At 60.1% G+C, this 23,088-nt stretch carries 20 protein-coding genes, 1 pseudogene and 1 other annotated feature; of the genes and pseudogenes, 12 read left to right on the top strand and 9 right to left on the bottom strand.

The features are described from left to right. Positions 1-321 precede the first annotated feature (321 nt). The 6 genes from ruvB to aspS form a co-directional block, all read right to left on the bottom strand. Positions 322-1,326 (bottom strand): Holliday junction branch migration DNA helicase RuvB, encoded by a 1,005-nt coding sequence (gene ruvB / locus Q0753_RS15980; protein ID WP_298723466.1) that lies wholly within the window; start codon positions 1,324-1,326, stop codon positions 322-324. 3 nt (positions 1,327-1,329) lie between these two features. Then, the gene (gene ruvA, locus Q0753_RS15975) at positions 1,330-1,938 is read right to left on the bottom strand and encodes a Holliday junction branch migration protein RuvA (RefSeq protein ID WP_298723463.1); all 609 of its coding nucleotides are present in this window, start codon (positions 1,936-1,938) and stop codon (positions 1,330-1,332) included. Positions 1,939-2,208: 270 nt separating this feature from the next. Further along, positions 2,209-2,730: a crossover junction endodeoxyribonuclease RuvC gene (gene ruvC, locus Q0753_RS15970; RefSeq protein WP_298723460.1), complete on the bottom strand. Its 522-nt coding sequence runs from the start codon at positions 2,728-2,730 to the stop codon at positions 2,209-2,211. 312 nt (positions 2,731-3,042) lie between these two features. Continuing rightward, on the bottom strand, positions 3,043-3,783 hold the full coding sequence (locus tag Q0753_RS15965) for a YebC/PmpR family DNA-binding transcriptional regulator (RefSeq protein WP_298723455.1): 741 nt from the start codon (positions 3,781-3,783) through the stop codon (positions 3,043-3,045). After that, the gene (nudB, locus tag Q0753_RS15960) at positions 3,770-4,279 is read right to left on the bottom strand and encodes a dihydroneopterin triphosphate diphosphatase (protein WP_298723452.1); all 510 of its coding nucleotides are present in this window, start codon (positions 4,277-4,279) and stop codon (positions 3,770-3,772) included. Before nudB ends, Q0753_RS15965 begins: the two co-directional genes overlap by 14 nt. A 3-nt stretch (positions 4,280-4,282) precedes the next feature. Further along, the gene (gene aspS, locus Q0753_RS15955) at positions 4,283-6,088 is read right to left on the bottom strand and encodes an aspartate--tRNA ligase (protein ID WP_298723450.1); all 1,806 of its coding nucleotides are present in this window, start codon (positions 6,086-6,088) and stop codon (positions 4,283-4,285) included. A gap of 247 nt (positions 6,089-6,335) precedes the next feature. Here aspS and Q0753_RS15950 point away from each other — a divergent pair, with 247 nt between their 5' ends. The 6 genes from Q0753_RS15950 (at position 6,336) to Q0753_RS15925 (ending at position 12,684) form a co-directional block, all read left to right on the top strand. Beyond that, positions 6,336-7,178 (top strand): DUF72 domain-containing protein, encoded by an 843-nt coding sequence (locus Q0753_RS15950; RefSeq protein WP_298723447.1) that lies wholly within the window; start codon positions 6,336-6,338, stop codon positions 7,176-7,178. A 483-nt stretch (positions 7,179-7,661) separates the two neighbouring features. After that, entirely contained in the window at positions 7,662-8,390 is a 729-nt protein-coding gene (gene cmoA, locus Q0753_RS15945; RefSeq protein WP_298723444.1) for a carboxy-S-adenosyl-L-methionine synthase CmoA, read from the top strand. After that, the gene (cmoB, locus tag Q0753_RS15940; protein WP_298723441.1) at positions 8,387-9,397 is read left to right on the top strand and encodes a tRNA 5-methoxyuridine(34)/uridine 5-oxyacetic acid(34) synthase CmoB; all 1,011 of its coding nucleotides are present in this window, start codon (positions 8,387-8,389) and stop codon (positions 9,395-9,397) included. The genes cmoA and cmoB overlap by 4 nt, the downstream gene beginning before the upstream one ends. Next, positions 9,390-10,157: an ATP-dependent zinc protease gene (locus Q0753_RS15935; RefSeq protein ID WP_298723438.1), complete on the top strand. Its 768-nt coding sequence runs from the start codon at positions 9,390-9,392 to the stop codon at positions 10,155-10,157. The genes cmoB and Q0753_RS15935 overlap by 8 nt, the downstream gene beginning before the upstream one ends. Before the next feature lie 5 nt (positions 10,158-10,162). Beyond that, a complete protein-coding gene (locus tag Q0753_RS15930; RefSeq protein WP_298723435.1) occupies positions 10,163-11,713 on the top strand; it encodes an inactive transglutaminase family protein in 1,551 nt (516 codons plus the stop codon). Next, positions 11,710-12,684, top strand: a complete 975-nt coding sequence (locus Q0753_RS15925) for an alpha-L-glutamate ligase-like protein (RefSeq protein ID WP_298723432.1) — start codon at positions 11,710-11,712, stop codon at positions 12,682-12,684. The genes Q0753_RS15930 and Q0753_RS15925 overlap by 4 nt, the downstream gene beginning before the upstream one ends. A 383-nt stretch (positions 12,685-13,067) precedes the next feature. Here the strand turns inward: Q0753_RS15925 and rluB are convergent, their stop codons facing one another. From rluB to Q0753_RS15910, 3 genes are all read right to left on the bottom strand, one after another. Next, positions 13,068-13,997 (bottom strand): 23S rRNA pseudouridine(2605) synthase RluB, encoded by a 930-nt coding sequence (rluB, locus tag Q0753_RS15920; RefSeq protein WP_298723430.1) that lies wholly within the window; start codon positions 13,995-13,997, stop codon positions 13,068-13,070. Positions 13,998-14,006: 9 nt separating this feature from the next. Further along, positions 14,007-14,627: an L-threonylcarbamoyladenylate synthase gene (locus tag Q0753_RS15915; RefSeq protein ID WP_298723427.1), complete on the bottom strand. Its 621-nt coding sequence runs from the start codon at positions 14,625-14,627 to the stop codon at positions 14,007-14,009. A gap of 176 nt (positions 14,628-14,803) precedes the next feature. Further along, positions 14,804-15,628 (bottom strand): PHP domain-containing protein, encoded by an 825-nt coding sequence (locus tag Q0753_RS15910; RefSeq protein WP_298723424.1) that lies wholly within the window; start codon positions 15,626-15,628, stop codon positions 14,804-14,806. 112 nt (positions 15,629-15,740) lie between these two features. Beyond that, positions 15,741-15,843, top strand: a sequence feature (Trp leader region). A gap of 178 nt (positions 15,844-16,021) precedes the next feature. On the opposite strand from Q0753_RS15910, the gene Q0753_RS15905 reads away from it, so the two are divergent. The 6 genes and pseudogenes from Q0753_RS15905 (at position 16,022) to trpA (ending at position 22,556) form a co-directional block, all read left to right on the top strand. After that, positions 16,022-17,572, top strand: a complete 1,551-nt coding sequence (locus Q0753_RS15905; RefSeq protein ID WP_298723421.1) for an anthranilate synthase component 1 — start codon at positions 16,022-16,024, stop codon at positions 17,570-17,572. Continuing rightward, a pseudogene (locus Q0753_RS15900) lies at positions 17,565-18,170 on the top strand (aminodeoxychorismate/anthranilate synthase component II); the annotation flags it as partial. The gene Q0753_RS15905 and the pseudogene Q0753_RS15900, both read left to right, overlap by 8 nt. Before the next feature lie 12 nt (positions 18,171-18,182). Next, positions 18,183-19,178, top strand: a complete 996-nt coding sequence (gene trpD / locus Q0753_RS15895; RefSeq protein WP_298723488.1) for an anthranilate phosphoribosyltransferase — start codon at positions 18,183-18,185, stop codon at positions 19,176-19,178. Beyond that, on the top strand, positions 19,172-20,560 hold the full coding sequence (trpCF, locus tag Q0753_RS15890; RefSeq protein WP_298723417.1) for a bifunctional indole-3-glycerol-phosphate synthase TrpC/phosphoribosylanthranilate isomerase TrpF: 1,389 nt from the start codon (positions 19,172-19,174) through the stop codon (positions 20,558-20,560). Before trpD ends, trpCF begins: the two co-directional genes overlap by 7 nt. Further along, entirely contained in the window at positions 20,557-21,750 is a 1,194-nt protein-coding gene (gene trpB, locus Q0753_RS15885) for a tryptophan synthase subunit beta (protein ID WP_298723413.1), read from the top strand. Before trpCF ends, trpB begins: the two co-directional genes overlap by 4 nt. Next, positions 21,747-22,556 carry a tryptophan synthase subunit alpha gene (gene trpA / locus Q0753_RS15880; protein ID WP_298723410.1) on the top strand — a complete coding sequence of 270 codons (810 nt, stop codon included), beginning with the start codon at positions 21,747-21,749 and terminating at the stop codon, positions 22,554-22,556. The genes trpB and trpA overlap by 4 nt, the downstream gene beginning before the upstream one ends. The last annotated feature ends 532 nt before the right edge of the window (positions 22,557-23,088 follow it).

Genomic DNA, 23,088 nt, shown 5'->3' with positions numbered 1-23,088 from the left:
ATACCTGAGTCAAATTTAGGAAAGAAGAGAACGCTTTTAGCGCACGACAGGAAAGGGCGTGAGGCACCGACCGGCCCCTCCCCCTTGGCAGCGGAGATGCAGGCATAACGGCGGCTTCTCGCCAGGGGGAGGTTGGGAGGGGGTGTTAGTAGCATCATGGCCCGGTGCGGCAACCCCTCCCCAACCCTCCCCTTGCGTTGCACCCCGCCATTATTCTGCCAATTCCGAGTCAAGGGGAGGGAGCAGATCGGCGCCGAGTTTGCCATCAGCGCCGAACGGCACCTCACCCCTCACCCTTCTCCCTTCACCCCTCACATTTTTTCATTCCGGCAAATCGAAGCCGAAATGCAGGTAGGCTCTGGGGGTGGCGATGCGGCCACGGGGGGTGCGCTGCAGAAAGCCCTGCTGAATAAGGTAGGGCTCTATCACGTCCTCGATGGTTTCCTTTTCTTCGCCGATGGCCGCCGCCAGATTATCCAGCCCCACCGGGCCACCCATGAACTTGTCGAGTACGGCGGTCAACAGCTTGCGGTCCATGTAGTCGAAGCCCTGCTTGTCGACATCCAGCATGTCCAGCGCCTGGGCGGCAATGGAGGCATCGATATCACCGCTGCCCTTCACCTCGGCGAAGTCGCGCACCCGGCGCAGCAGGCGGTTGGCAATACGCGGCGTGCCCCGGGCTCGGCGCGCCATTTCAAAGGCGCCGTCATCGTTGATGGTCAGGCCCAGCTTGTCGGCGCTGCGGCTGATGATGTGGGCCAGATCCCCCACCTGATAGAACTCCAGCCGCTGCACTATGCCAAAGCGGTCACGCAGTGGCGAGGTCAGCGAGCCGGCACGGGTGGTGGCACCGACCAGGGTAAAGGGCGGCAGCTCCAGCTTGATGGAGCGGGCCGCCGGCCCTTCACCGATCATGATATCGAGCTGATAGTCTTCCATCGCCGGATAGAGAATTTCTTCCACCACCGGGCTCAGACGATGAATTTCATCGATAAAGAGCACATCTCCCGGCTCAAGATTGGTGAGCATGGCCGCCAGATCGCCGGCCTTTTCCAGCACCGGGCCCGAGGTGGTCTTGATGCTGACACCCATTTCATTGGCGACGATGTTAGCCAGCGTGGTCTTGCCCAGCCCCGGCGGACCGAAGATCAGCAGGTGATCGAGCGCTTCTTCCCGGCGGCGGGCCGCCTCGATGAAAATTTCCATCTGGCTGCGCACATGATCCTGACCGCGATAATCGGACAAGGCCTTGGGCCGTATGGCCCGGTCGATGACTTCTTCTTCCCGCTGGGGCGCGGGATTGATAAAACGGTCCGCTTCAATCATGCCTTACACCATGCTGCGCAGGGCTTCACGGATCAGCTGTTCCGCATCCAGCCCCGGCTTGGCAATTTTCTTGACGATTTGCTCGGCCTGATTGGCCTTGTAACCCAGCGCCTGCAGGGCGGCAATGGCCTCGTCACGCGCACCGTCGGCCACCGAGGCGACAGAGCCCATGCCTTCGGGGGCCGGGTTGAACAGGTCATAACCGCCAAAGCCCTTGAGCCGGTCGCGCATTTCCACGATCAGCCGCTCGGCGGTTTTCTTGCCCACGCCCGGCAACTTGACCAGGGCGCCGATTTCGCCCTGCTCGACGTTATAGATGAACTGATCGGCGGTCATGCCCGAAAGAATGGCCAGCGCCAGCTTGGGGCCCACGCCGTTGGTCTTGATCAGCTCGCGAAACAAGGCACGCTCGGTTTTGGTATTAAAGCCGAACAACAGCTGAGCATCTTCACGCACCACAAAATGGATCAGCAGGGTCGCCGCCTCGCCGATATTGGGCAACTCGTAAAAACAGCTCATCGGCAGCGTCACTTCATAACCGACCCCACCGACATCCAGCAGAATGTCCGGTGCCTGTTTTTCGCTGATAATACCTTTCAACCGACCTATCACTGGGGATCCCCGCTAACCAATCTGAGTTGCGCCAAGAATAATGAATAACTGGATGGATATCCAGTCGAACAGATTTTCGGTGAGGCGTGAGGCGTGAGGCGTGAGGCGTGAGGCGATTTTAATTGACCAATGCGGCCATATAGCAGCACCTTTGGTCGAATAAATTCGACCCTACGAAAAAGTTGTCTCCGTAGGCTCACATTTATGCGGCGCGAACCGACAGGCGACTCTTGTTTTACCCCTCACCCTTCACGCTTATCCCCTCACAATTTAACGTAGCCTTCCGCGCACCGTCCCTCGAACCTGGCCGGCCATGCTGACCAGGCTCTGACGGGTGTGGCCGTGGCACAGGGCGACCGCCAGGGCATCGGCCGCGTCGGCCTGGGGCGTGCCGGGCAGGCTCAGCAGCTTCACCACCATGTGCTGCACCTGGGACTTGTCGGCGCCGCCCTGCCCCACTACCGCCTGCTTGATCTGGCGGGCGGAATACTCCGCCACCTCCAAGCCGCCATTGGCGGCGGCCACAATCGCCGCGCCCCGGGCCTGACCCAATTTAAGCGCCGAGTCCGGGTTGCGGGCCATGAACACCTGCTCGATGGCGAACAGGTCGGGCCGAAACTGCAGGATGATCTCGCTGACACCGTCGTAGATTTTCTTCAGCCGTGGCGCCAGCTCATCGTCGGTCATGCGAATGCAGCCCGAGCCCAGGTACTCCATTTTATTGCCGCTTTGGCGCACTACACCGTAGCCGGTAATGCGCGAGCCGGGATCGATACCTAGAATAATGGACATAAAAAACCAGCTCTCAACAGCTGTAAGCCGTAAGCTGTCAGCTATAAGCTGATCGAGCCGGCTGAAAATAATTGGTTAAAATATAAAGGTTATGCCGCCTGAAGCATGGACTCCGGCCTTCGCCGGAATGATGAATATCTGTAGGCCCGAATTTATTCGGGCAAACCATGCCACATGGTGCACCCTTGCCCGGCTAAAGCCGGGCCTACAGGCCGTCATTCCGGCGCAGGCCGGAATCCATTCAGCAAACAACGCTGCAAGCTGCCATGGACTCCGGGGCAAGCCCGGAGAGACGAATATATCCAGGCCGGCTTACAGCTTTTCGGCCAGTTCGTCGGAGATCTCGCCGTTGTGGTAGACCTCCTGCACGTCGTCGGCATCTTCCAGCATATCGATAAGGCGCATGAATCTGGGTGCCGTCTCTTCGTCCAGTTCGGCACTGGTCGAGGGGATCATGGTCACTTCGGCGTTTTCGGCCTCCAGACCATCGGCATCGAGTGCGTCCTTGACGCTGCCGAATTCGTCCCACTGGGTATACACGTCGATGGAGCCATCGCCGTTCACCACCACATCGTCGGCACCGGCTTCGAGTGCCGCTTCCATCACCGTCTCTTCGTCGACGCCCGCATAGCTGATCACGCCCTTTTTCTCGAACAGATAGGCCACGGAGCCATCGGTGCCCAGGTTGCCGCCATTCTTGGAAAAGGCATGACGCACATCGGATACGGTGCGGTTACGGTTGTCGGTCATGCATTCCACCATCACGGCGGTGCCGCCCGGGCCGTAGCCTTCGTAAATAATGGTTTCCAGCACCTGACCGTCCAGCTCGCCGGCGCCACGCTTCACCGCCCGATCCACGGTGTCGCGGGTCATGTTGTTGGACAGCGCCTTGTCGATGGCCGCGCGCAACCTCGGGTTGGCCGTCGGATCCGAGCCGCCTTCGCGCGCGGCGGTGGTCAGTTCGCGGATCAGTTTGGTGAAGATTTTACCGCGTTTGGCATCCTGTGCCGCCTTGCGGTGCTTGATATTGGCCCATTTACTATGACCTGCCATCAGTCTCGTCTCCCTGGTTCCTGCATAAATTCTTGCCTGAATTTATGCATAAGTGCTTGTCTTGATTCTTGCGCTGTATCAGCCGGTCGATGGCCAGCCTGTTGGTCCAGGAGCTGGCCTTATCCCTGGCCTCGGCCAGCGGCAGCCAGCATTGGGAAAGATGCTCGGTCAGGCATACTTCCTGTGGACTCGGCAGACGCAAGTAAAATTCGTATTCCCAGTTATGGGTCACCCCCGGGCGGTAACGATGCCGCCAACGGGGGTAGATTTCAAAGCGCACCCGGTGCCCGGTTTCCACCAGTTGCAGGCCGTTATTCAGCCGCAGGCCGGTTTCTTCTTCCAGTTCGCGCTCTGCCGCCTGAAAGCGGGTTTCGCCCACTTCCAGGCTGCCGGTGACCGACTGCCAGAAATCCGGATTGTCCTGGCGTTGTAGCAACAGTACCTGATCCTCGGTATGAATGAGGATCAGCACCGATTCCGGGTGCTTGTGCGCCATGGCTTAGCTGTCTGCCTTATCTGCGGATTGAGCTGTGGATTGGCCTGCCTTGGCTGCCGGCAGCTCGGTGCGAATGGCCAGCTCCGTCAGTGAATCCGGGTTGGCCAGGCTGGGCGCATCGGTCAGCAGACAGGAAGCGGTAGTGGTTTTGGGGAAGGCAATAACGTCGCGAATATTGTCGGTGCCGGTCAGCAGCATCACCAGACGATCCAGACCAAAGGCCAGACCGGCGTGCGGCGGCGTACCGTACTTCAGCGCGTCGAGCAGGAAGCCGAACTTCTCCTGCTGCTCCTCGGCGTTGATGCCGAGAAGACGGAACACGGTTTGCTGCATCTCGTTGTTGTGGATACGCACCGAGCCACCGCCCACTTCGTAACCGTTGATCACCATGTCGTAGGCGTTGGCCACGGCCGCGGTCGGGTCGGCTTCCAGCGCCTCGGCACTGATGTCCTTGGCGGCGGTAAAGGGGTGGTGCATGGCGTACAGGCGATTGTCTTCTTCCTCGAACATCGGGAAGTCGACCACCCACAGCGGCTTCCAGCTGTTTTCGATCAGATCCAGATCCTTGCCCAGCTTCAGACGCAGGGCGCCCATGGCATCGCAGACTACCTTGGCGGAAGAAGCACCGAAGAAGATGGCATCGCCGTCCTGGGCACCGGTACGGGCCAGCAGCTCGATGACGATGTCTTCGCTCAGGAACTTGGCCACCGGCGACTGCACGCCCTCCAGCCCCTTGGTTGCGTCGTTCACCTTCAGCCAGGCCAGGCCCTTGGCACCGTAAATGCCGACGAACTTGCCGTATTCATCGATTTGCTTGCGAGACAGGGCGGCACCACCGGGTACTCGGAGCGCGGCCACGCGGCCTTTGGCGTCGTTGGCCGGGCCGGCAAACACCTGAAAGTCGACGTTCTTCACCAGATCGGCAATGTCGACCAGCTCCATGGCAATACGCAGATCCGGCTTGTCGGAGCCGTAACGGCGCATGGCATCGGCGTAGCTCATCACCGGGAAGGTACCCAGATCCACGCCCGCCACGTCCTGCCACAGATCCTGTACCAGTTGTTCCATCACTTCCCGCACCTGTTCGGCGCTCATGAAGGAGGTTTCCACATCGATCTGGGTAAATTCGGGCTGACGGTCGGCACGCAGATCTTCGTCGCGGAAGCATTTGACGATTTGGTAGTAACGGTCGAAGCCGCTCATCATCAGCAGCTGCTTGAACAGCTGGGGTGACTGGGGCAGCGCGTAGAAATAACCCTTGTGTACCCGGCTCGGCACCAGATAATCGCGCGCGCCTTCCGGCGTGGCCTTGGTCAGCATCGGAGTTTCGATGTCCATGAAACCCTGATCGTCCATGAAACGACGCACCCGGCTGGTAACCTTGGCACGGGTTTTCAGGTAACGAGCCTGCTCGGGACGACGCAGATCCAGATAGCGATACTTGAGACGCTGCTCTTCCGAGTTATTCTGGTTGAAGTCGAGCGGCAGCGGATCGGCCTTGTTGATGATGGTCAGCTCGTGGGCAAAGATTTCCACCGCACCGGTGGCCATGTCCTTGTTTACCTGAGACTCGGGACGGGCACGTACTACACCGGTCATCTGGATACAGAACTCGGCACGCAGTGCAGACGCCTTGTCATAGGCTTCGGCCTTGTCCGGATCGAAGAACACCTGCACTATGCCTTCCCGATCGCGCATGTCGATGAAGATCAGACCGCCCAGATCACGACGACGATGTACCCAGCCACTTAGGGTTACGCTCTGGCCAACCAGGGCGGCGTCAACCTGCCCGCAATAATGAGTGCGCATGGAGTCTTCCTTTGATGATGTTGCCACGCGGCCGGCGGCCGAATGACAGGAATTTGTCAGTAAATAGCGCGCTAGTATAATGGAAAACCCGAAGGGCGGTAAAATCGGATGTTTTTGGTAAATATTGTGAGGGGTGATACGTGAGGGGTAAGGGGTAAAACAGGTGCCGTTCGCAGAGACTGCCATCTGTTTCTTGTTCTCCTTACGCTTTACTCCTCACCCCTCACCTTATCTGTTCAGGATGCTTATGTCGTTATATCTGGGCCTCAGCCAGTGGTCCCATCCCGCCTGGCCCGGGCAGCTGCTGGGACGGGAGCTCAAAACCACCGAGCATCTGCTCGACTACGGCCGCGTATTCAACTCGGTGGAAGGCAACACCAGCTTCTATGGCGTGCCCGACGCCAACAGCCTGCAGCGCTGGGCCAGCCAGACCCCGGACGACTTTCGCTTCACCTTCAAGTTTCCCGCCGCCGTCAGTCATCAGGGCCGGCTGGCCGACAACATCAGGACCGCTCTGGACTTTATCGAACAGCTGGCCCCGTTGCAGCACAAGCTGGGCATGCTGATGCTGCAACTGCCCGCCGCCTGCGGCCCCGAACAGCTGGACGGCCTCGAGCAACTGCTGGCCGCCCTGCCGGATCGGTTTCAATACGGGGTAGAGGTACGCCACCCCGCCTTTTTCGCCAAGGGCGAGGCCGAACGCCAACTCAACCGGCTACTGCTGGAGCGGGCCGCCAACCGCATCATCATGGACTCCCGCCCGGTGTTTTCCTGCCCGCCCACCACACCGGCGCTGGCCGATGCCCAACAGAAAAAACCAAGGGTCCCGGTGCATATCATCAGCACCGGGCCGACGCCGGTGATTCGCTTTATCGGCCATCCCGATCCGGAGGTGAACAAACCCTTCTGGCAGCCCTGGGTACCGCGCATCAACGCCTGGCTGGATGAGGGCAAGTCGGTGTACCTGTTCGTGCATACCGCCGACAACCAACTGGCCCCGCTGCTGGCGGCAGAAATCGCCCAGGCACTGCGCCAGCCCCTGCCCGACTTTCCCGGCCTGGCCCCCGGCCCCCAGGGCTCGTTATTTTAAACCTGTGAGACGTGAGGGGTGAGGAGTGAGGGGGTGTCACTTTTGACCGGGTGCAGTAACCCCTCCCCAACCCTCCCCTTGCGTTGCACCCCGCAGTCATTCCAACAAGCCGAGACAAAGGGGAGGGAGCAGATCGGCGCCGGGCCTGTGTTTGCCCCTCCCCCTGACTGCGAGAATACAGGCATAACGGCGGATTATCGCCAGGGGGAGGCTGGGAGGGGGTGTCACTTTTGACCGGGTGCAGTAACCCCTCCCCAGCCCTCCCCTTGCGTTGCACTCTGCCGTTATTCTACGGGAACGGTTTCAAGGGGAGGGAGCTATAGCCCTTACTCCTCACCCCTCACTCCTCACCGCTCTTCCAGCCAAAATATATTTTCGTCGCCCCTTGCCGCCTGCAAGACAAGACCCGGTGCTTATTTTACAATGGCGCCCATTGTCTGCAGCCACCTGCTGCCGTAAGCCAGGGTCGTTATTAGTAAAGCCATGCAATCAAAAGATCACATCTTCGCCGCCCCCATCGCCCAGCTCGGTGACTTCTGTTTCGATCAGAATGTCGCCGAGGTGTTTCCGGACATGATCAAACGATCCGTGCCCGGTTATTCCAATATCATCTCCGCCATCGGCATGATGACCACCCGCTTCGCCCAGCCCGACAGTCGGCTCTATGATCTGGGCTGTTCGCTTGGTGCCGCCACCCAGGAAATGCGCCGCAACCTGACGCAACCGGGTTGTCGCATTATCGCCGTGGACAACTCCGCCGCCATGCTGGAACGGGCCGCCAGTCATCTGGCTGCGTTCAAGTCGGAGGTGCCGGTCACCCTGACCGAAGCGGATCTCTGCGATATCGAGATCGACAACGCCTCCGTGGTGGTGCTGAACTTCACCCTGCAGTTTATCGACCCCGACAAGCGCGAAGCCCTGCTAAACAAGATTTACCGAGGGCTGAAACCGGGTGGCGTGCTGATATTGAGCGAAAAGTTCGTCAGTGCCGACGACACCGTCAACGAACTGCTGATCGATCTGCATCACGACTTCAAGCGAGCCAACGGTTACAGCGAACTGGAAATCAGCCAGAAACGCACCGCGCTGGAAAATGTGATGCGCCCGGATACCCCCGAGCTGCACAAGACACGACTGAAACGGGTCGGCTTCCAGCATGTGGATCTGTGGTTTCAGTGCTTCAACTTCGGATCCATGGTGGCCATCAAATGATCGACTTCAGCGACTTCTATCAGCAGATAGCCAAAAACCGCCTCAGCCACTGGTTGCACTGCCTGCCCGGTCAGTTGCACGACTGGCAGAAAACCCATTTGCACGGTGATCTGGCACGCTGGGTTCGGGCGCTGCACAAGCTGCCGAAGATCGGCACCGAGCGCATCGAGCTGACCAACAGCGTCAGCATCGGTCGCCCCGGCGAGATAAGCTCCGGCGAGACCAAAAAAATCGAAAGCCTGCTCGGCCAGTTTCATCCCTGGCGCAAGGGGCCGTTTGAAGTGCACGGTATCAGCATCGACACCGAATGGCGTTCCGACTGGAAGTGGGATCGCCTGGTGCCGCACATCAGCCCGCTGAAACACCGCTATGTGCTGGATGTGGGTTGCGGCAGCGGCTACCACCTGTGGCGCATGATGGGTGCCGGCGCCAAAATGGCAGTAGGTATCGATCCTTCACAGCTGTTTTTATGCCAGTTTGAGGCGATAAAACACTTCGCCAATGGTTATAACGGGATCCAGGTATTACCCTTGGGAATAGAAGAGCTGCCCGAATTGCGGGCGTTCGATACCGTCTTCTCCATGGGCGTGCTCTATCATCGTCGCTCGCCCATCGATCATCTGCTGCAGCTCAAGGCGCAGTTACGCGGCGGCGGCGAGCTGGTACTGGAAACCCTGGTCATCAACGGTGACGAGCATCAGGTACTGGTACCGGGCGAACGTTACGGCAAGATGCGCAACGTCTGGTTTATTCCCAGCTCCGCCGCGCTGGTCGGCTGGTTGAACAAATGCGGGTTCGAAAACATACGGGTGGTGGACGAGAGTGCGACCACACTGCAGGAACAAAGACGCACCGACTGGATGCGCAACGAATCACTGGCGGACTTTCTGGATCCGGAAGACCCCACTAAAACCATCGAGGGCTATCCGGCACCCAAACGGACGATTATCATCGCCAACAAGCCGATAGACCCGCAATACCAAAAACAAGAGGGAAGCTATGAATAAGGTCGCGACATCACTGGTATTACCGCTGTTACTGACCGCCTGTGTCAGTCAGACGTCACCGATGGACGCGCAGCCCGAGCCGCAGCCTGTTACCGAGGCCAGGCTCGATGCTACCCTTTCAAGCCTGGAATCCCGGCTGACCGACACCATGGTCCGGCAAAATGCGCAGCTCAACAGCAACCATCACGCCTTCATGAAAGCCTTGCAACAGGATATTCGAAATTTGAAAAAGCAGATCCCCGCCCCCGCTCCCGCCGCACAGCCCATAGCGCAGCCGGCAGAAACGGCCGACTACCCGGAAAATGAAACCCGGGACGGCAAACTGGTCGTCGGCGAAACCGAAACCGTCTGGCTGGATGCGGTCAACGACAGCTTCCCCGCCCGTATCGACACCGGTGCCACCACCTCTTCGCTCAGCGCACAGGACATCACTGTGTTCGAGCGGGATGGCAAGCCCTGGGTCAGCTTCAACCTGGCCCACGAGGGCGTGGATGAAAAACTGTCGGTCGAAACGCCGCTGGTTCGTTATGTGCGCATTCGCCAGGCGTCGGCCGACAGCGTAGAGCGTCGCCCGGTGGTGGCACTGACCATGCGTCTGGGCCGCTTGTCCGAAAAAACCGAATTTACCCTCACCGACCGTAGCCAGATGACCTATCCGGTGCTGCTGGGCCGTGAATTCCTGAAAGACATCGCTGTGGTCGATATTGCCCGCCAGAACGTGCAGGGCAAGCCCAAGCGTCCGACTCCAGCCAGCGAGTAAACGTCATGTACTCACGCAAGCCGTTTTATCTGATTGTGGCCGCCCTGTTTCTGGTTGGCCTGGCCCTGATGCTGCACCGTTACTTCGTGTACGAGGTGCCCTGGCTGCCGGGCGAAAAGCGCCAGATCTGGTCCATCGAAGCCAAGGTGGAATTTGAAGCCAACGGCAAACCGGTAAAGGCCTCGCTGGCCATTCCCGGCAGTCAGCCCGGCTTTACCCTGATGAACGAATCCGCCGCCTCTCCGGGCTATGGCCTCTCGTTTATTGAAGCCAACGGCACCAGCCGCGCCGAATGGTCGATTCGCAACGCCTCGGGCCCGCAGGAGCTGTATTACAAGGTCGACATGATGCTGGATCCCTTCGCCAGGGGCCCGCTATCGACCCAGATCCCGACCATGATGCAGGCCGACGTGGCCGAGCCCTATGCCACCGCCATGGATCAGGTGCTGTCACTGGCCGAAGAACGCTCTGCCGATGGCATTACCCTGACCCGGGAGCTGCTGAAAGAGCTGAACAACCGCGGCCAGAACGCCGAATTGCTGGCTCAGTACAAGGCCCCGGGCCCGCTGCTGGTGGAACTGTTGCACCGCGCCAATGTACCGGCGCGGCTGCTCAAGGGACTGCAGCTGGAAGATGGCCGTCGTCGTCAGCCGCTGATCAACATAGTGCAGGTGTACAGCGGTGAACAGGACGGGCAGTACGAAATTTTCAACCCGGTTACCGGTGATCAGGGTCGGCAGGAGCAGTTGCTGCTGTGGGAATATCACTCCGCCCCCGTGCTGGATCTGGTGGGCGGCAGCAATTCCCGGGTCACCTTTACCATGCTGGAGCAAGAGCAACCGGTAAACGTGGCGCTGGCGAATAAATTCGATCAGCCGCACTGGATTAACGTCTCGCTCTACAACCTGCCGCTGGAAGAGCAGGCCCTGTTCAAGGGCATACTGCTGATCCCCATCGGGGTGCTGGTGGTGGTGTTTCTGCGCATTATCGTCGGCATCAAGACCTCGGGCACCTTCATGCCGGTGCTGATTGCCATGGCCTTTATTCAGACCAGCCTGCTTACCGGCCTGGTGGGTTTTCTGATTATCGTGGGTACCGGTCTGGTATTGCGATCCTACCTGTCGCACCTCAACCTGCTGCTGGTGGCGCGAATATCGGCGGTGATCATCATGGTTATCGGCATGATCGGCTTCTTCAGCATCGTCGCCTATCAGCTGGGCCTGACCGAGGGCATGAAGATCACCTTTTTCCCGATGATCATCCTGGCCTGGACCATAGAGCGGATGTCGATTCTGTGGGAAGAGGAAGGCCCCAAGGAAGTGGTCAAGCAGGGCGGCGGTTCGCTGATGGTGGCCGTGGTGGCGTTTCTGGCGATGAACAGCGAGCTGGTTCGTCACCTCACCTTCAACTTCCTCGGCCTGCAGCTGATCGTGATGGCCGTGGTACTGCTGCTGGGTAACTACACCGGTTATCGCCTGACCGAACTCAAGCGGTTCAAGCCCCTGGTTGATGAACAGAAACTTGATGAACAAAAAGTTGACGGGCAGAAAAAATGATTAAGCGCTGGCTTGCACAATACGCCTCGCCCTTTGCCCTCGACAAGATGGGCATCATGGGCATGAACCGGCGCAATATTTCCTATATCAGCCGCTATAATCCGCGCCGGCTCTACCCGCTGGTGGACGACAAGCTGCAGACCAAGAAAATTGCGCTAAATGCGGGCGTGACCGTGCCCGATCTGGTTGGGGTGATCGAGTTTCAGCATCAGGTCAGCCGCCTGTGGGACATGATCAAGGACTGGCCGGGCTTTTGTATCAAGCCGGCCAAGGGCTCCGGCGGCAAGGGCATAACGGTGATCGTCAATCACGACCGGAAAAACTTCGTCAAGCCCAGCGGCAAGACCGAAACCATCGATGACCTGGAACGACACGTATCCAACATTCTGGCCGGACTGTTCTCGCTCGGCGGCAAGCCGGACGTGGCGCTGATTGAAGCCTTGATCAACTTCGATGACGTGTTCGACGGCTTCTCTTACGAAGGCGTGCCCGACACTCGGGTGATTGTGTTCAAGGGCTTTCCGGTGATGGCGATGATGCGGCTGTCGACCGAGGCCTCGGACGGCAAGGCCAACCTGCACCAGGGCGCGGTGGGCGTAGGGCTGGACATCAACACCGGCCGCGCCATTCGGGCGGTACAGTTCAACCTGCCGATCCGCTATCACCCGGACACGGGTCGCGATTTGCTGGAGCTGAAAGTCCCCTACTGGGAACAGCTGCTGAGCCTGTCGTCGTCCTGCTACGAAATGTCCGGCCTGGGCTATATCGGCACCGACATGGTGCTGGACAAGCAGAAAGGCCCCATGCTGCTGGAGCTGAACGCCCGCCCCGGCCTGGCCATTCAAACCGCCAACGGCGCCGGCCTGGTGCCGCGCCTGCACAAAATCGAAAAGCTGGGCAAGAAGTTCACCCTGCCCCCGGAAGAGCGGGTTACCTTCTCGCGCAAGGAGTTTGCGACCGAAGTGGTGTGAAGGTGAGGCGTGAGGCGTGAGGCGTGAGGCGTGAGGCGTGAGGCGTGAGGCGTGAGGCGGAACATGGTCGGCGCCCCTTCATGCGGCGCAAACCCGCAAACGGCGCCGAACGGCCCCTCCCCCCTAACTGCGAAAATACAGGCATCACGGCGGCTTCTCGCCAGGGGGAGGCTGGGAGGGGGTGCCACTTTTGACCGGGTGCCGTAACCCCTCCCCAACCCTCCCCTTGCGTTGCACCCCGCTGTCATTCTGACCACTCGATTCAAAGGGGAGGGAGCTAAACCAAAAAAACGGCGCCGGGGTTTACCCCCGGCACCGTTTTTATCTCCTCACGCTTTACCCCTCACTCCTCACGGGCTTTACCCCTCCCCCCTCACGAGATGTTACAGCCGGGTCTTGCGCTTCTGACGCTGGCCGGTGCTGCGCGCGCGGGCCGGGGCCGGTTTTTTGGCCGCCGCTCCGGCGCCTGCGCCCTCGCCTTTCACCCGGGAGTTATGCTTGCGTACCGCCTTGCGGATTTGTGCCACCTGCTTGTAACGCTCGGTGGCGTGTACGTCGACCTTGCTCTGCTCTTCGTTGGTCAGGCCGACTTCATTGCGCAGGTAGTTCACCTGATCCAGCGGCATTTCGGACCAGCCGCCACGCGGCAGGTTGCGGGGCAGTTCAATCTTGCCGTAACGCACCCGGATCAACCGGCTGACCTGCATCTCCTGCGATTCCCACAGGCGACGTACTTCCCGGTTGCGGCCTTCTTTCAGGGTAACGTGGAACCAGTGGTTCATGCCTTCGCCACCGTTGTACTTGATGGTGTCGAATTTGGCCATGCCGTCTTCCAGCATCACGCCCTTGCGCAGCCGTTGCAGCATGGCTTCGTTCACTTCACCGAATACCCGCACCGCGTATTCCCGGTCGATTTCATGACGCGGGTGCATCAGGCGGTTGGCCAGCTCACCATCGGTGGTGAACAGCAGCAAACCGGAGGTATTCACGTCCAGTCGGCCTACCGCCACCCAGCGCGAGCCCTGCAGCTTGGGCAAACGGTCGAATACCGTGGGGCGACCTTCCGGATCCTTGCGGGTGCTGACCTCGCCTTCCGGCTTGTGGTAGGCCAGTACGCGGCAGATGATGTCGCCTTCGGGCTGGGTTTCCACCATGTGGCCGTCAACCCGTATTTGCTCCTTGCCGGTGACTCTGTCGCCCAGATGAGCCACATTGCCGTCCACGCTGACCCGTCCCTGGCTTATCAGCGTTTCAATTTCGCGGCGTGAGCCCTTGCCTGCTCGGGCCAGCACTTTTTGCAGTTTTTCAGTCATGTCATTCACTTATTCAAAGGGACGGATATCGCCAGCACCTTCGCGGGCAATAACAGGGGTATTATCATACAGTTCAACCACGGTAGTGGGTCTGGGGTCCAGCACGCCACCGTCGATGATGAGATCGACCAGTTTTTCCAGCTTTTCACGAGTCAGGTGCGGATCGTATTCCGCCTCGGTTTCGCCGGGCAGGATCAGGCTGCAGGACATCAGGGGTTCGCCCAATGCCTCCAGCAGCGCCAGGCTGATGGCGTTATCGGGCACCCGCAGGCCTATGGTCTTGCGCTTGGGGTTTTGCAGCCGCTTGGGCACTTCCTTGGTGGCCTGCAGAATAAAGGTATAGGCGCCGGGGGTGTTGTTTTTCATCAGCCGAAAGGCGCCATTGTCGACCCGGGCGTAGAAAGACAGCTCGGAGAGATCCCGACACACCAGGGTAAAGTTGTGATCCTTTTCGATTTTACGGATACGACAGATACGCTCCATGGCGCTCTTGTCGCCCACCAGGCAGCCGATGGCATAACCGGAATCGGTGGGATACACCAGCACCCCGCCCTGACGCACAATGGCCACCGCCTGATTGATCAGACGCGCCTGTGGATTGTCGGGGTGCAGTTCAAAATATTGACTCATAATTCCTCCCGGAATGATTTCAATTACATAAAGACAGGCTCCAAACGCAATCACTTAAAATGACGCCACATTTGAAGTCCTGTCATACCGGGCTTGACCCGGTATCTTTCTGAAGAAAGATCCTGACGTTCGTCAGGATGACGATCCGAACCAATGATTTACCCAATAGGTAAAATTTACAGAAAGCGTGTCCATACGGGCGTGGCTTCCTTCGGCAGCCACAGCTGCCGGCCCAGCTCGCGCCACTGGCTGGGGTAGTGAAAGTCGGAGCCCACCGAGGCTTCCAGCCGATGATCCTTGCTCCATTGCCCCAACGTAGCACGTTCTTGCGGGCTCTGCTGTGCCATGGAAACCTCCATCGCATCGCCACCCGCCTCGGCAAAGGCCGCCAACATTTTCCTGACCCACTTGTTGGATAACTCGTAGCGGGTGGGGTGCGCCAGCACCGCCACCCCACCGGCCTGCTGAATGGCGCCAATCGCCTCGTCAAGCGAGCACCAGTTGGGCGGCGCATAGCCGGTATTGCCCCGGCTCAGATATTTCTTGAAGATCTTGGGAATCGAGTCCGCCGCCCCCTGGCTCAGCAGCCATTTGGCCATGTGAGTACGGGTAATGGGCGCATCACCGGCCAGCGCCCGGGCGCCTTCATAGGCACCGGGAAAACGCGCTTTTTCCAGCCGCTCGGCCATCAGCCGGGCACGCTGTTCGCGCCGCTCCTGCTGCTCGGCCAAAAGCGCATTCAGCCCTTCATGGTGCCGCTCGATATTCAGCCCCACCACGTGTACTTCCAGCGCCTGCCACAGACAGGAGATCTCCACCCCGTTGATCAGGCGAACCCCATGGGCCTCGGCCGCCTGGGCCGCTTCTTCCAGCCCGGCCAGGGTGTCGTGGTCGGTCAGCGCCAGCACATCCACCTCTTTTTCGGCGGCCCGGGCCATCAACTCGGTCGGCGTCAGCTGGCCATCGGAGGCGGTGGAATGACTGTGCAGATCGATTCGCATAAAAAATCCTGTGTTCAGGGTTGACTTGCACCCCCGATTATCGTTTAACTGTATCCAGTTTCTGATTAACGAGAAGAGCGCGATGTTTCAGCAAAATTCCACTCTACGCATTATCTGGTGGTGGCACACTCCCTAATCTCGGGTGGTGTGATTTGCTGTATTCGTCTTGAAGTCTCAGCGAACATAAAAGCCCGCAACCTTGCGGGCTTTTTTTATTATCCAGCAAAAGGTGATGCGATGAAACCGAGCAGAAGAGTTTTTTGGCGATGGCAAGCCGGGCCGGGTTTTACGCCGCTACCAACGGCATTCGTGTCCATTACCGATGACGACATTGCCAGCCAGGTGATCAGGCAAATACCTGATGACCGCGACTAACTAAAAAAGGAAAACAAGATGGCGCATGGTCAGCTCCACGTGTTATTGCAAGATGCACCCTATACCGACGATCCGCTCGCGTTATTCGCAGCCCTAACCCAACCGGGCGACAACAGCATGCTGCTGGAGTCCGCCGAAATCGACACCAAGGCCGGCACCCAGAGCCTGCTGATGCTGGACGCCTGTGTGCGTTTGGTATGCCGCCACCATCAGGTGACCCTGACCGCGCTCAACGCCAACGGCCTGCCCGCTCTTGACCTGGTTGAACAGGCGCTGGGCGGCGAGCGTACCGGGCACCAGCTGCTGGTGACCCTGCCCCGGGCCGATGACAACCTGGACGAAGACAGCCGCCTCAAGGCCCCGTCCGTGCTGCACACCCTGCGCCTTATTCTGACTCGCTTTACCGCCAGCCAGGGCCAGCAGCACCTGTTTATGGCCGGCACCTTCTCTTACGACCTGATTGCTTCTTTCGAACAATTGCCGGTGGTTTCCGAGGGCATCAACAACTGCCCCGACTTCTGCTTCTATCTGGCCGAAACCCTGATCACCCTGGATCACAAGCAGGAAACCGGTCGCCTGTCTGCCAGCGTGTTCGACCCGGCCGAGCAGCCCCGCTTGCAGGCCCGGCTGGATCAACTGGCCGGCGCCTGTGGTCAGGTTCACCCCGAGCCCCAGGCCGGCGAACGACTCGAAGGCAAGATACAGGCCAGCAAGAGCGATGCCGAATTCAGGGCCGACGTGGTCAACCTGAAAGAGCACATTCTGGCGGGCGATATTTTTCAGGTGGTGCCGTCGCGCAGCTTCAGCCTGCCCTGCCCGCATCCGCTGGCCGCCTATCGCAAGCTCAAGCAGACCAACCCCAGCCCCTATCTGTTCTATGTGAACGATCAGGACTTCACCCTGTTCGGCGCCAGCCCGGAAAGCTCGGTCAAGTTTGACCACCACAGCCGCGTGGTTGAAATGTACCCCATTGCCGGTACCCGCAAGCGCGGCTTCAACCCGGACGGCAGCATCAACCTGGATCTGGACGGTCGCATCGAGCTGGACCTGCGCCAGGACGCCAAGGAAACCGCCGAACACATGATGCTGGTGGATCTGGCCCGCAACGACATCGCCCGCATCAGCGAGCCCGGCAGCCGCTACGTGAAAGACCTGCTGAGCGTAGACCGCTACAGCCACGTGATGCATCTGGTCTCGCGCGTGGTCGGCACCCTGCGTCACGATCTGGACGCCCTGCACGGCTATCAGGCCTGCATGAACATGGGCACCCTGACCGGCGCCCCCAAAATCAGCGCCAGCGAACTGATCCGCCAGGTAGAACAGCAGCGCCGGGGCAGCTACGGCGGCGCCGTGGGCTACATCAACGGCCTGGGCGACATGGACACCTGCATCGTCATTCGCTCCGCCTTTGTTAACGATGGCGTGGCCCACGTGCAGGCCGGCGCCGGTGTAGTGTATGACTCGCACCCCCAGTCGGAAGCCGACGAAACCCGCAACAAGGCCGCGGCGGTACTCAATGCCATCGCCCTGGCCCACGGCACCACACTGGCGGAGGTGAGCCATGACTAACACTTCAGTTAATACCATTTTCCTGCTCGATAACTACGACTCCTTCACCTACAACCTGGTGGACCAGTTCCGTACCCTGGGCGCCACCGTCAAGGTGTATCGCAACACGGTGCCGGTAACGCAACTGGTCGCCGCCATGGAGCAAGGTGAGCAGCAAGGCCAGCGCCCCATTCTGGTGCTCTCGCCGGGCCCCGGCATTCCCAGCGAAGCCGGTAACATGCCGGCCTTGATCCGCGCCTGCATCGGTCGCTTCCCCATCCTGGGTATTTGCCTGGGCCATCAGGCCCTGGTGGAGCACTACGGCGGCACGGTAGAAAGCGCCGGCGAAATCAGGCACGGCAAGACCTCGCTTATCAGCCATAACGGCCAGGGGGTGTTTGCCAACCTGTCCAACCCGCTGCCGGTGGCCCGTTATCACTCGCTGGTGGGCACCAAAATCCCCAGTACCCTGCCGGTAATTGCCGACTATCAGGGCATGACCATGGCGGTGCAGGATACCGCCAAGCGCGTACTGGGTTTTCAGTTTCATCCCGAATCCATCATGACCACGGAGGGTGCACAATTGCTGGCACAAGGTCTGGACTTTTTAAGCGCACCGGAAACCAAGGCCATGGACCAGCTGTATCGTGGCGAGCACATCAGCCGCAGCCAGGCACAGGCCTTGTTTGGTGAGCTGATCAAGGGCGACATGGATCAAATGACCATGGCCTCTTTGCTGACCGTGCTGAAGATGAAAGGCGAAACGCCGGATGAAATTGCCGGTGCCGCTCAGGCCCTGCTGGAAGCCGCCTCGCCCTTCCCCCGGCCCGAATATGCCTTCTGCGACATCGTCGGCACCGGTGGCGATGGCATGAACACCATCAATGTGTCCACCACCTCGGCCCTGGTGGCCGCCGCCTGCGGCATCAAGGTCGCCAAGCACGGTAACCGCGGTGTATCCAGTAAATCCGGCTCTTCCGACCTGCTGGAACAGCTGGGTATCGACCTGAACATGAGCCCGGATCGCGCCCGCCGCTGCCTGGACGAAGTGAACGCCTGCTTTTTGTTTGCGCCCAACTACCATGGCGGCATGCGTAATGCCATGCCGGTACGCCAGGCCCTGAAAACCCGCACCATCTTCAACGTGCTGGGCCCGCTGGTTAACCCGGCCCGCCCCGACTTTATGTTGCTGGGCGTGTATTCCGAGCAACTGGTACGGCCCATTGCCGACACCCTGGTGGCCATGGGCCTCAAACGCGGCATGGTGGTGCATGGCAGCGGTCTGGATGAAATTGCCATTCACGGCCCCACCACGGTGGCGGAAATCAACCACGGCGTGATCAGCGAATACAGCATCACCCCCGAAGAGCTGGGCCTGGAGCGTTATGACATCGGCGCCATTGCCGGCGGCGAGCCCAGTGAAAACAAAGCCATTACCTTAAGCCTGCTGCAAGGCGGTGGCACCCCGGCCCAGCAAGGCGTGATTGCCATGAACGTGGCGCCGTTACTGGTGATGAGCGGCCAGGCCGAGACCCTGAAAGAAGCGGTAGCCCAGGTATTGGCTGTGTTAAAGTCGGGCAAAGCCATGGAAGTAGCCAATAAACTGGCGGAGTTGAGCCAATGTTAAGTACCGTTCTCGGCAAGATTGTTGCCGACAAGAAAATCTGGGTCGCCGAGCGCAAGCAGACCCAGCCCCTGAGCAGTTTTGAAGCCGAACTGGTGCCCAGCGACCGCCCCTTTGAGGCGGCCCTGAGCGCCGGCAAGCCGGCCTTTATACTCGAATGCAAGAAAGCCTCTCCTTCAAAGGGGCTGATCCGCGAACACTTCGACCTGGACGCCATTGCCGCCGTTTACGGCCGCCATGCCTCGGCCATTTCGGTGCTGACCGACGAAAAGTACTTTCAGGGAAAATTCGAATTCGTGACCCGGGTGCGCGATCAGGTCAGCCAGCCGGTGATCTGCAAAGACTTCATCATCGATCCCTACCAGATCAAACTGGCGCGCCATCATCAGGCCGACGCCATACTGCTGATGCTGTCGGTGCTGGATGACGACCAGTATCGCGAACTGGCCGCGGTGGCCCGGTCGCTGAACATGGGCGTGCTGACCGAGGTAATAAGCGCAGAAGAAGTAGAGCGCGCCCTTGCGCTGGACGCCAGGGTCATTGGCATCAACAACCGGGACCTGCGCGATCTGAGTATCGATCTCGACCGTACTCGCCAGCTTTCCGCCCTTATCCCCGACGATCGCATCGTGATCTCCGAATCCGGCATTCATCGGCACAGCCAGGTAAAGGCATTGTCGGCCCACGCCGACGGCTTTTTGGTGGGCAGTTCGCTGATGGCCGAGGACGATCTGGAGCTGGCCGTGCGCCGCTTGATTTTGGGTGACAACAAGGTGTGCGGCCTGACCCGCCCGCAGGACGCCGCCTCGGCTCACCAGGCCGGTGCCGTATTCGGCGGCCTGATCTTCGCAGCCAAGAGCCCGCGCTGTGTGGACCTGGAACAAGCCAGAATCGTCATGGCCGCCGCCCCGCTCCACTATGTGGGCGTGTTCCAGAACCAGCCTCAGACCGAGGTGGTCGCCACCGCCCGCGAGCTGGGCCTGAGTGCGGTGCAGCTGCATGGTGCCGAAGACGACGCCTACATCGGTGAGCTGAAGCAACAGCTGCCCGGCGTGGCGGTATGGAAGGCGGTGCCGGTCACCAACAGCCTGCCGGCCTTGCCGCAACAGGCCGACCGACTGCTGTTCGACACCCAAACCGGCGGCCAGAGCGGCGGCACCGGCCAGGCCTTTGACTGGCAGCTGCTGAATGACATCGACAAGGCCAACGCCATGCTGGCCGGCGGCCTGACCCCGAACAACGCGGCCAACGCCGCCGCCCTGGGCTGCCTTGGCCTGGATTTGAACTCCGGCGTAGAAAGCGCCCCCGGGCAGAAAGACGCGGCCAAGCTGAACGCCGCCTTCGCATCACTCAGACATTACGGACGCAGGATAACCACATTATGAGCTTACTTAACCCCTTTTTCGGCGACTTTGGCGGCATGTATGTGCCGCAAATTCTGATGCCCGCCCTGCTGCAACTGGAGCAGGCCTTCGTGGATGCCCAGCAGGATCCGGAATTTGAGCGCGAATTTCGCGAGCTGCTGAGCGAATACGCCGGTCGCCCCACCCCGCTGACCCGGGTACGCAACCTGGCCGCCAACACCAAAACCCGCATCTACCTGAAGCGGGAAGACCTGCTGCACGGCGGCGCCCACAAAACCAACCAGGTACTGGGCCAGGCTTTGCTGGCCAAGCGCATGGGCAAGAACCGCATTATCGCCGAAACCGGTGCCGGCCAGCACGGCGTGGCCACCGCCCTGGCCTGTGCCCTGATGGGCATGGAATGCATTGTCTACATGGGTGCCAAAGACTGCGAACGGCAGAAGCCCAACGTATTCCGCATGGAGCTGATGGGTGCCAAGGTCATACCGGTACACTCCGGCTCCGCCACCCTCAAGGACGCCTGCAACGAGGCGCTGCGCGACTGGACCGCCAACTACGACACCACCCACTACATGCTGGGCACCGCCGCCGGCCCGCACCCCTTCCCCACCATAGTGCGCGAATTTCAGCGCATGATTGGCGAAGAAGCCAAGGTGCAGATTGTGGAGCACGAAGCGCGCCTGCCCGACGCGGTGATCGCCTGCGTGGGCGGCGGCTCCAACGCCATCGGCATGTTTGCCGACTTTATCGATGAAGAAAACGTCAAACTGATTGGCGTAGAGCCTGCCGGCAAGGGCATTGAAACCGGCGAGCACGGCGCTACCCTGGGCGAAGGCACCAAGGGCGTGTTCTTCGGCATGCTCTCGCTGATGATGCACGACACCGACGGCCAGGTAGAAGAGTCCTACTCGGTATCCGCCGGTCTGGATTTTCCTTCTGTAGGCCCTCAGCACGCGTTTCTGGCCACCTCGGGCCGCGCCCAGTATGTGTCGGTAACCGATGACGAAGCGCTGAACGCCTTTCAGGCCCTGGCCCGCAATGAAGGTATTATTCCGGCGCTGGAGTCTTCTCACGCCCTGGCCTACGCCCTGAAGATGGCCGAAGCAGAGCCGGAAAAAGAGCAGGTGCTGGTGGTTAATCTGTCCGGTCGTGGCGACAAGGACATCTTTACCGTTGCCGATATTCTGGAACAGCAAGGAGAAATGAAATGAGCCGCTACAACCGCCTGTTTGACCGCCTCAAGGCCGGCAACGAAGGGGCCTTTGTGCCCTTCGTGACCCTGGGCGACCCCACGCCCGAGCATTCGCTCCAGGTGATTGACGCCCTGGTGGCCGGTGGCGCCGATGCCCTGGAGCTGGGCATTCCCTTCTCCGACCCCGTGGCCGATGGCCCCACCATTCAGGCCGCCACCCTGCGCGCCCGGGAGGCCGGCACCAACTCGCAAGTCTGTTTCGACATACTGACCCGGGTGCGGGAGAAGTACCCCGAGCTGCCCATCGGCCTGCTGGTGTACGCCAACCTGGTGTATGCACCGGGCATGGACAGCTTCTATGGCCGTGCCGCCCAGGCCGGAGTGGACTCGGTACTGGTGGCCGACGTGCCGCTGGAAATGGCCGAGCCCTTCAAGGCCGCCGCCGACAAGGCCGGTGTAGAAACCATTTTCATCGCCCCGCCCAACGGTGACGAAGCCACCCTGAAGGCCGTGGCCGAAATGGGCTCCGGCTACACCTACCTGCTGAGCCGCGCCGGGGTAACCGGCACCGAAACCAAGGCCGGCAAGCCGGTCGACACCCTGGTTGCCACCCTCAAGCAATATAAGGCGCCGCCCTCACTGCTGGGTTTTGGTATTTCTACCCCGCAGCAAGTGCGCGACGCCATTGCGGCCGGTGCCGCCGGTGCCATCTCCGGCTCCGCCGTGGTCAAGATCATCGAGCAGAACCTGAGCAACCCCCAGGCCATGCTGGACGCCCTGACCGCCTTCGTGAAAGACATGAAAGCCGCGACAAAACCGCTGTAAAGCCGGAAGCTGACAGAAAAGACAAAAAGCCGTAAGCAACACTGCCTACGGCTTTTTTGTTGCCACGTTCCTGCCTATTCGTGGGGGCGAACTCATTTTCGTAGGGTCGAATTCATTCGACCAATAGACACACAACAACCCCTCCCCTTACTTACACCCCCGCGGTTATTCTGCCGAGGAGCGCCGAGCCGCCCCTCCCCCTTGGCAGCGGCATAACAGGCATAACAGCGGGCCTACCCCAGGGGGAGGCTGGGTGGGGGTGTCACTTTTGACCGGGTGCAGCAACCCCTCCCCAACCCTCCCCTTGCCTTGCACCCTGCTGTTATTCTGCCAAATTCCAGGTTAAGGGGAGGGAGCAGCTCGGCACCAAACAGCCCCTCCCCCTTGGCTGCGGCATAACAGGCATAGCGGCGGGTCTACCCCAGGGGGAGGCTGGGTGGGGGTATCACTTTTGGCCGGGTGCAGCAACCCCTCCCCAACCCTCCCCTTGCCTTGCACCCTGCTGTTATTCTGCCAAATTCCAGGTTAAGGG

The organism is uncultured Oceanisphaera sp. (assembly GCF_947495715.1).
Classification (GTDB): domain Bacteria; phylum Pseudomonadota; class Gammaproteobacteria; order Enterobacterales; family Aeromonadaceae; genus Oceanimonas; species Oceanimonas sediminis.
The sequence above is the reverse complement of the archived record's forward strand: the minus strand, read 5'-3'. Positions and strand labels throughout refer to the sequence as shown.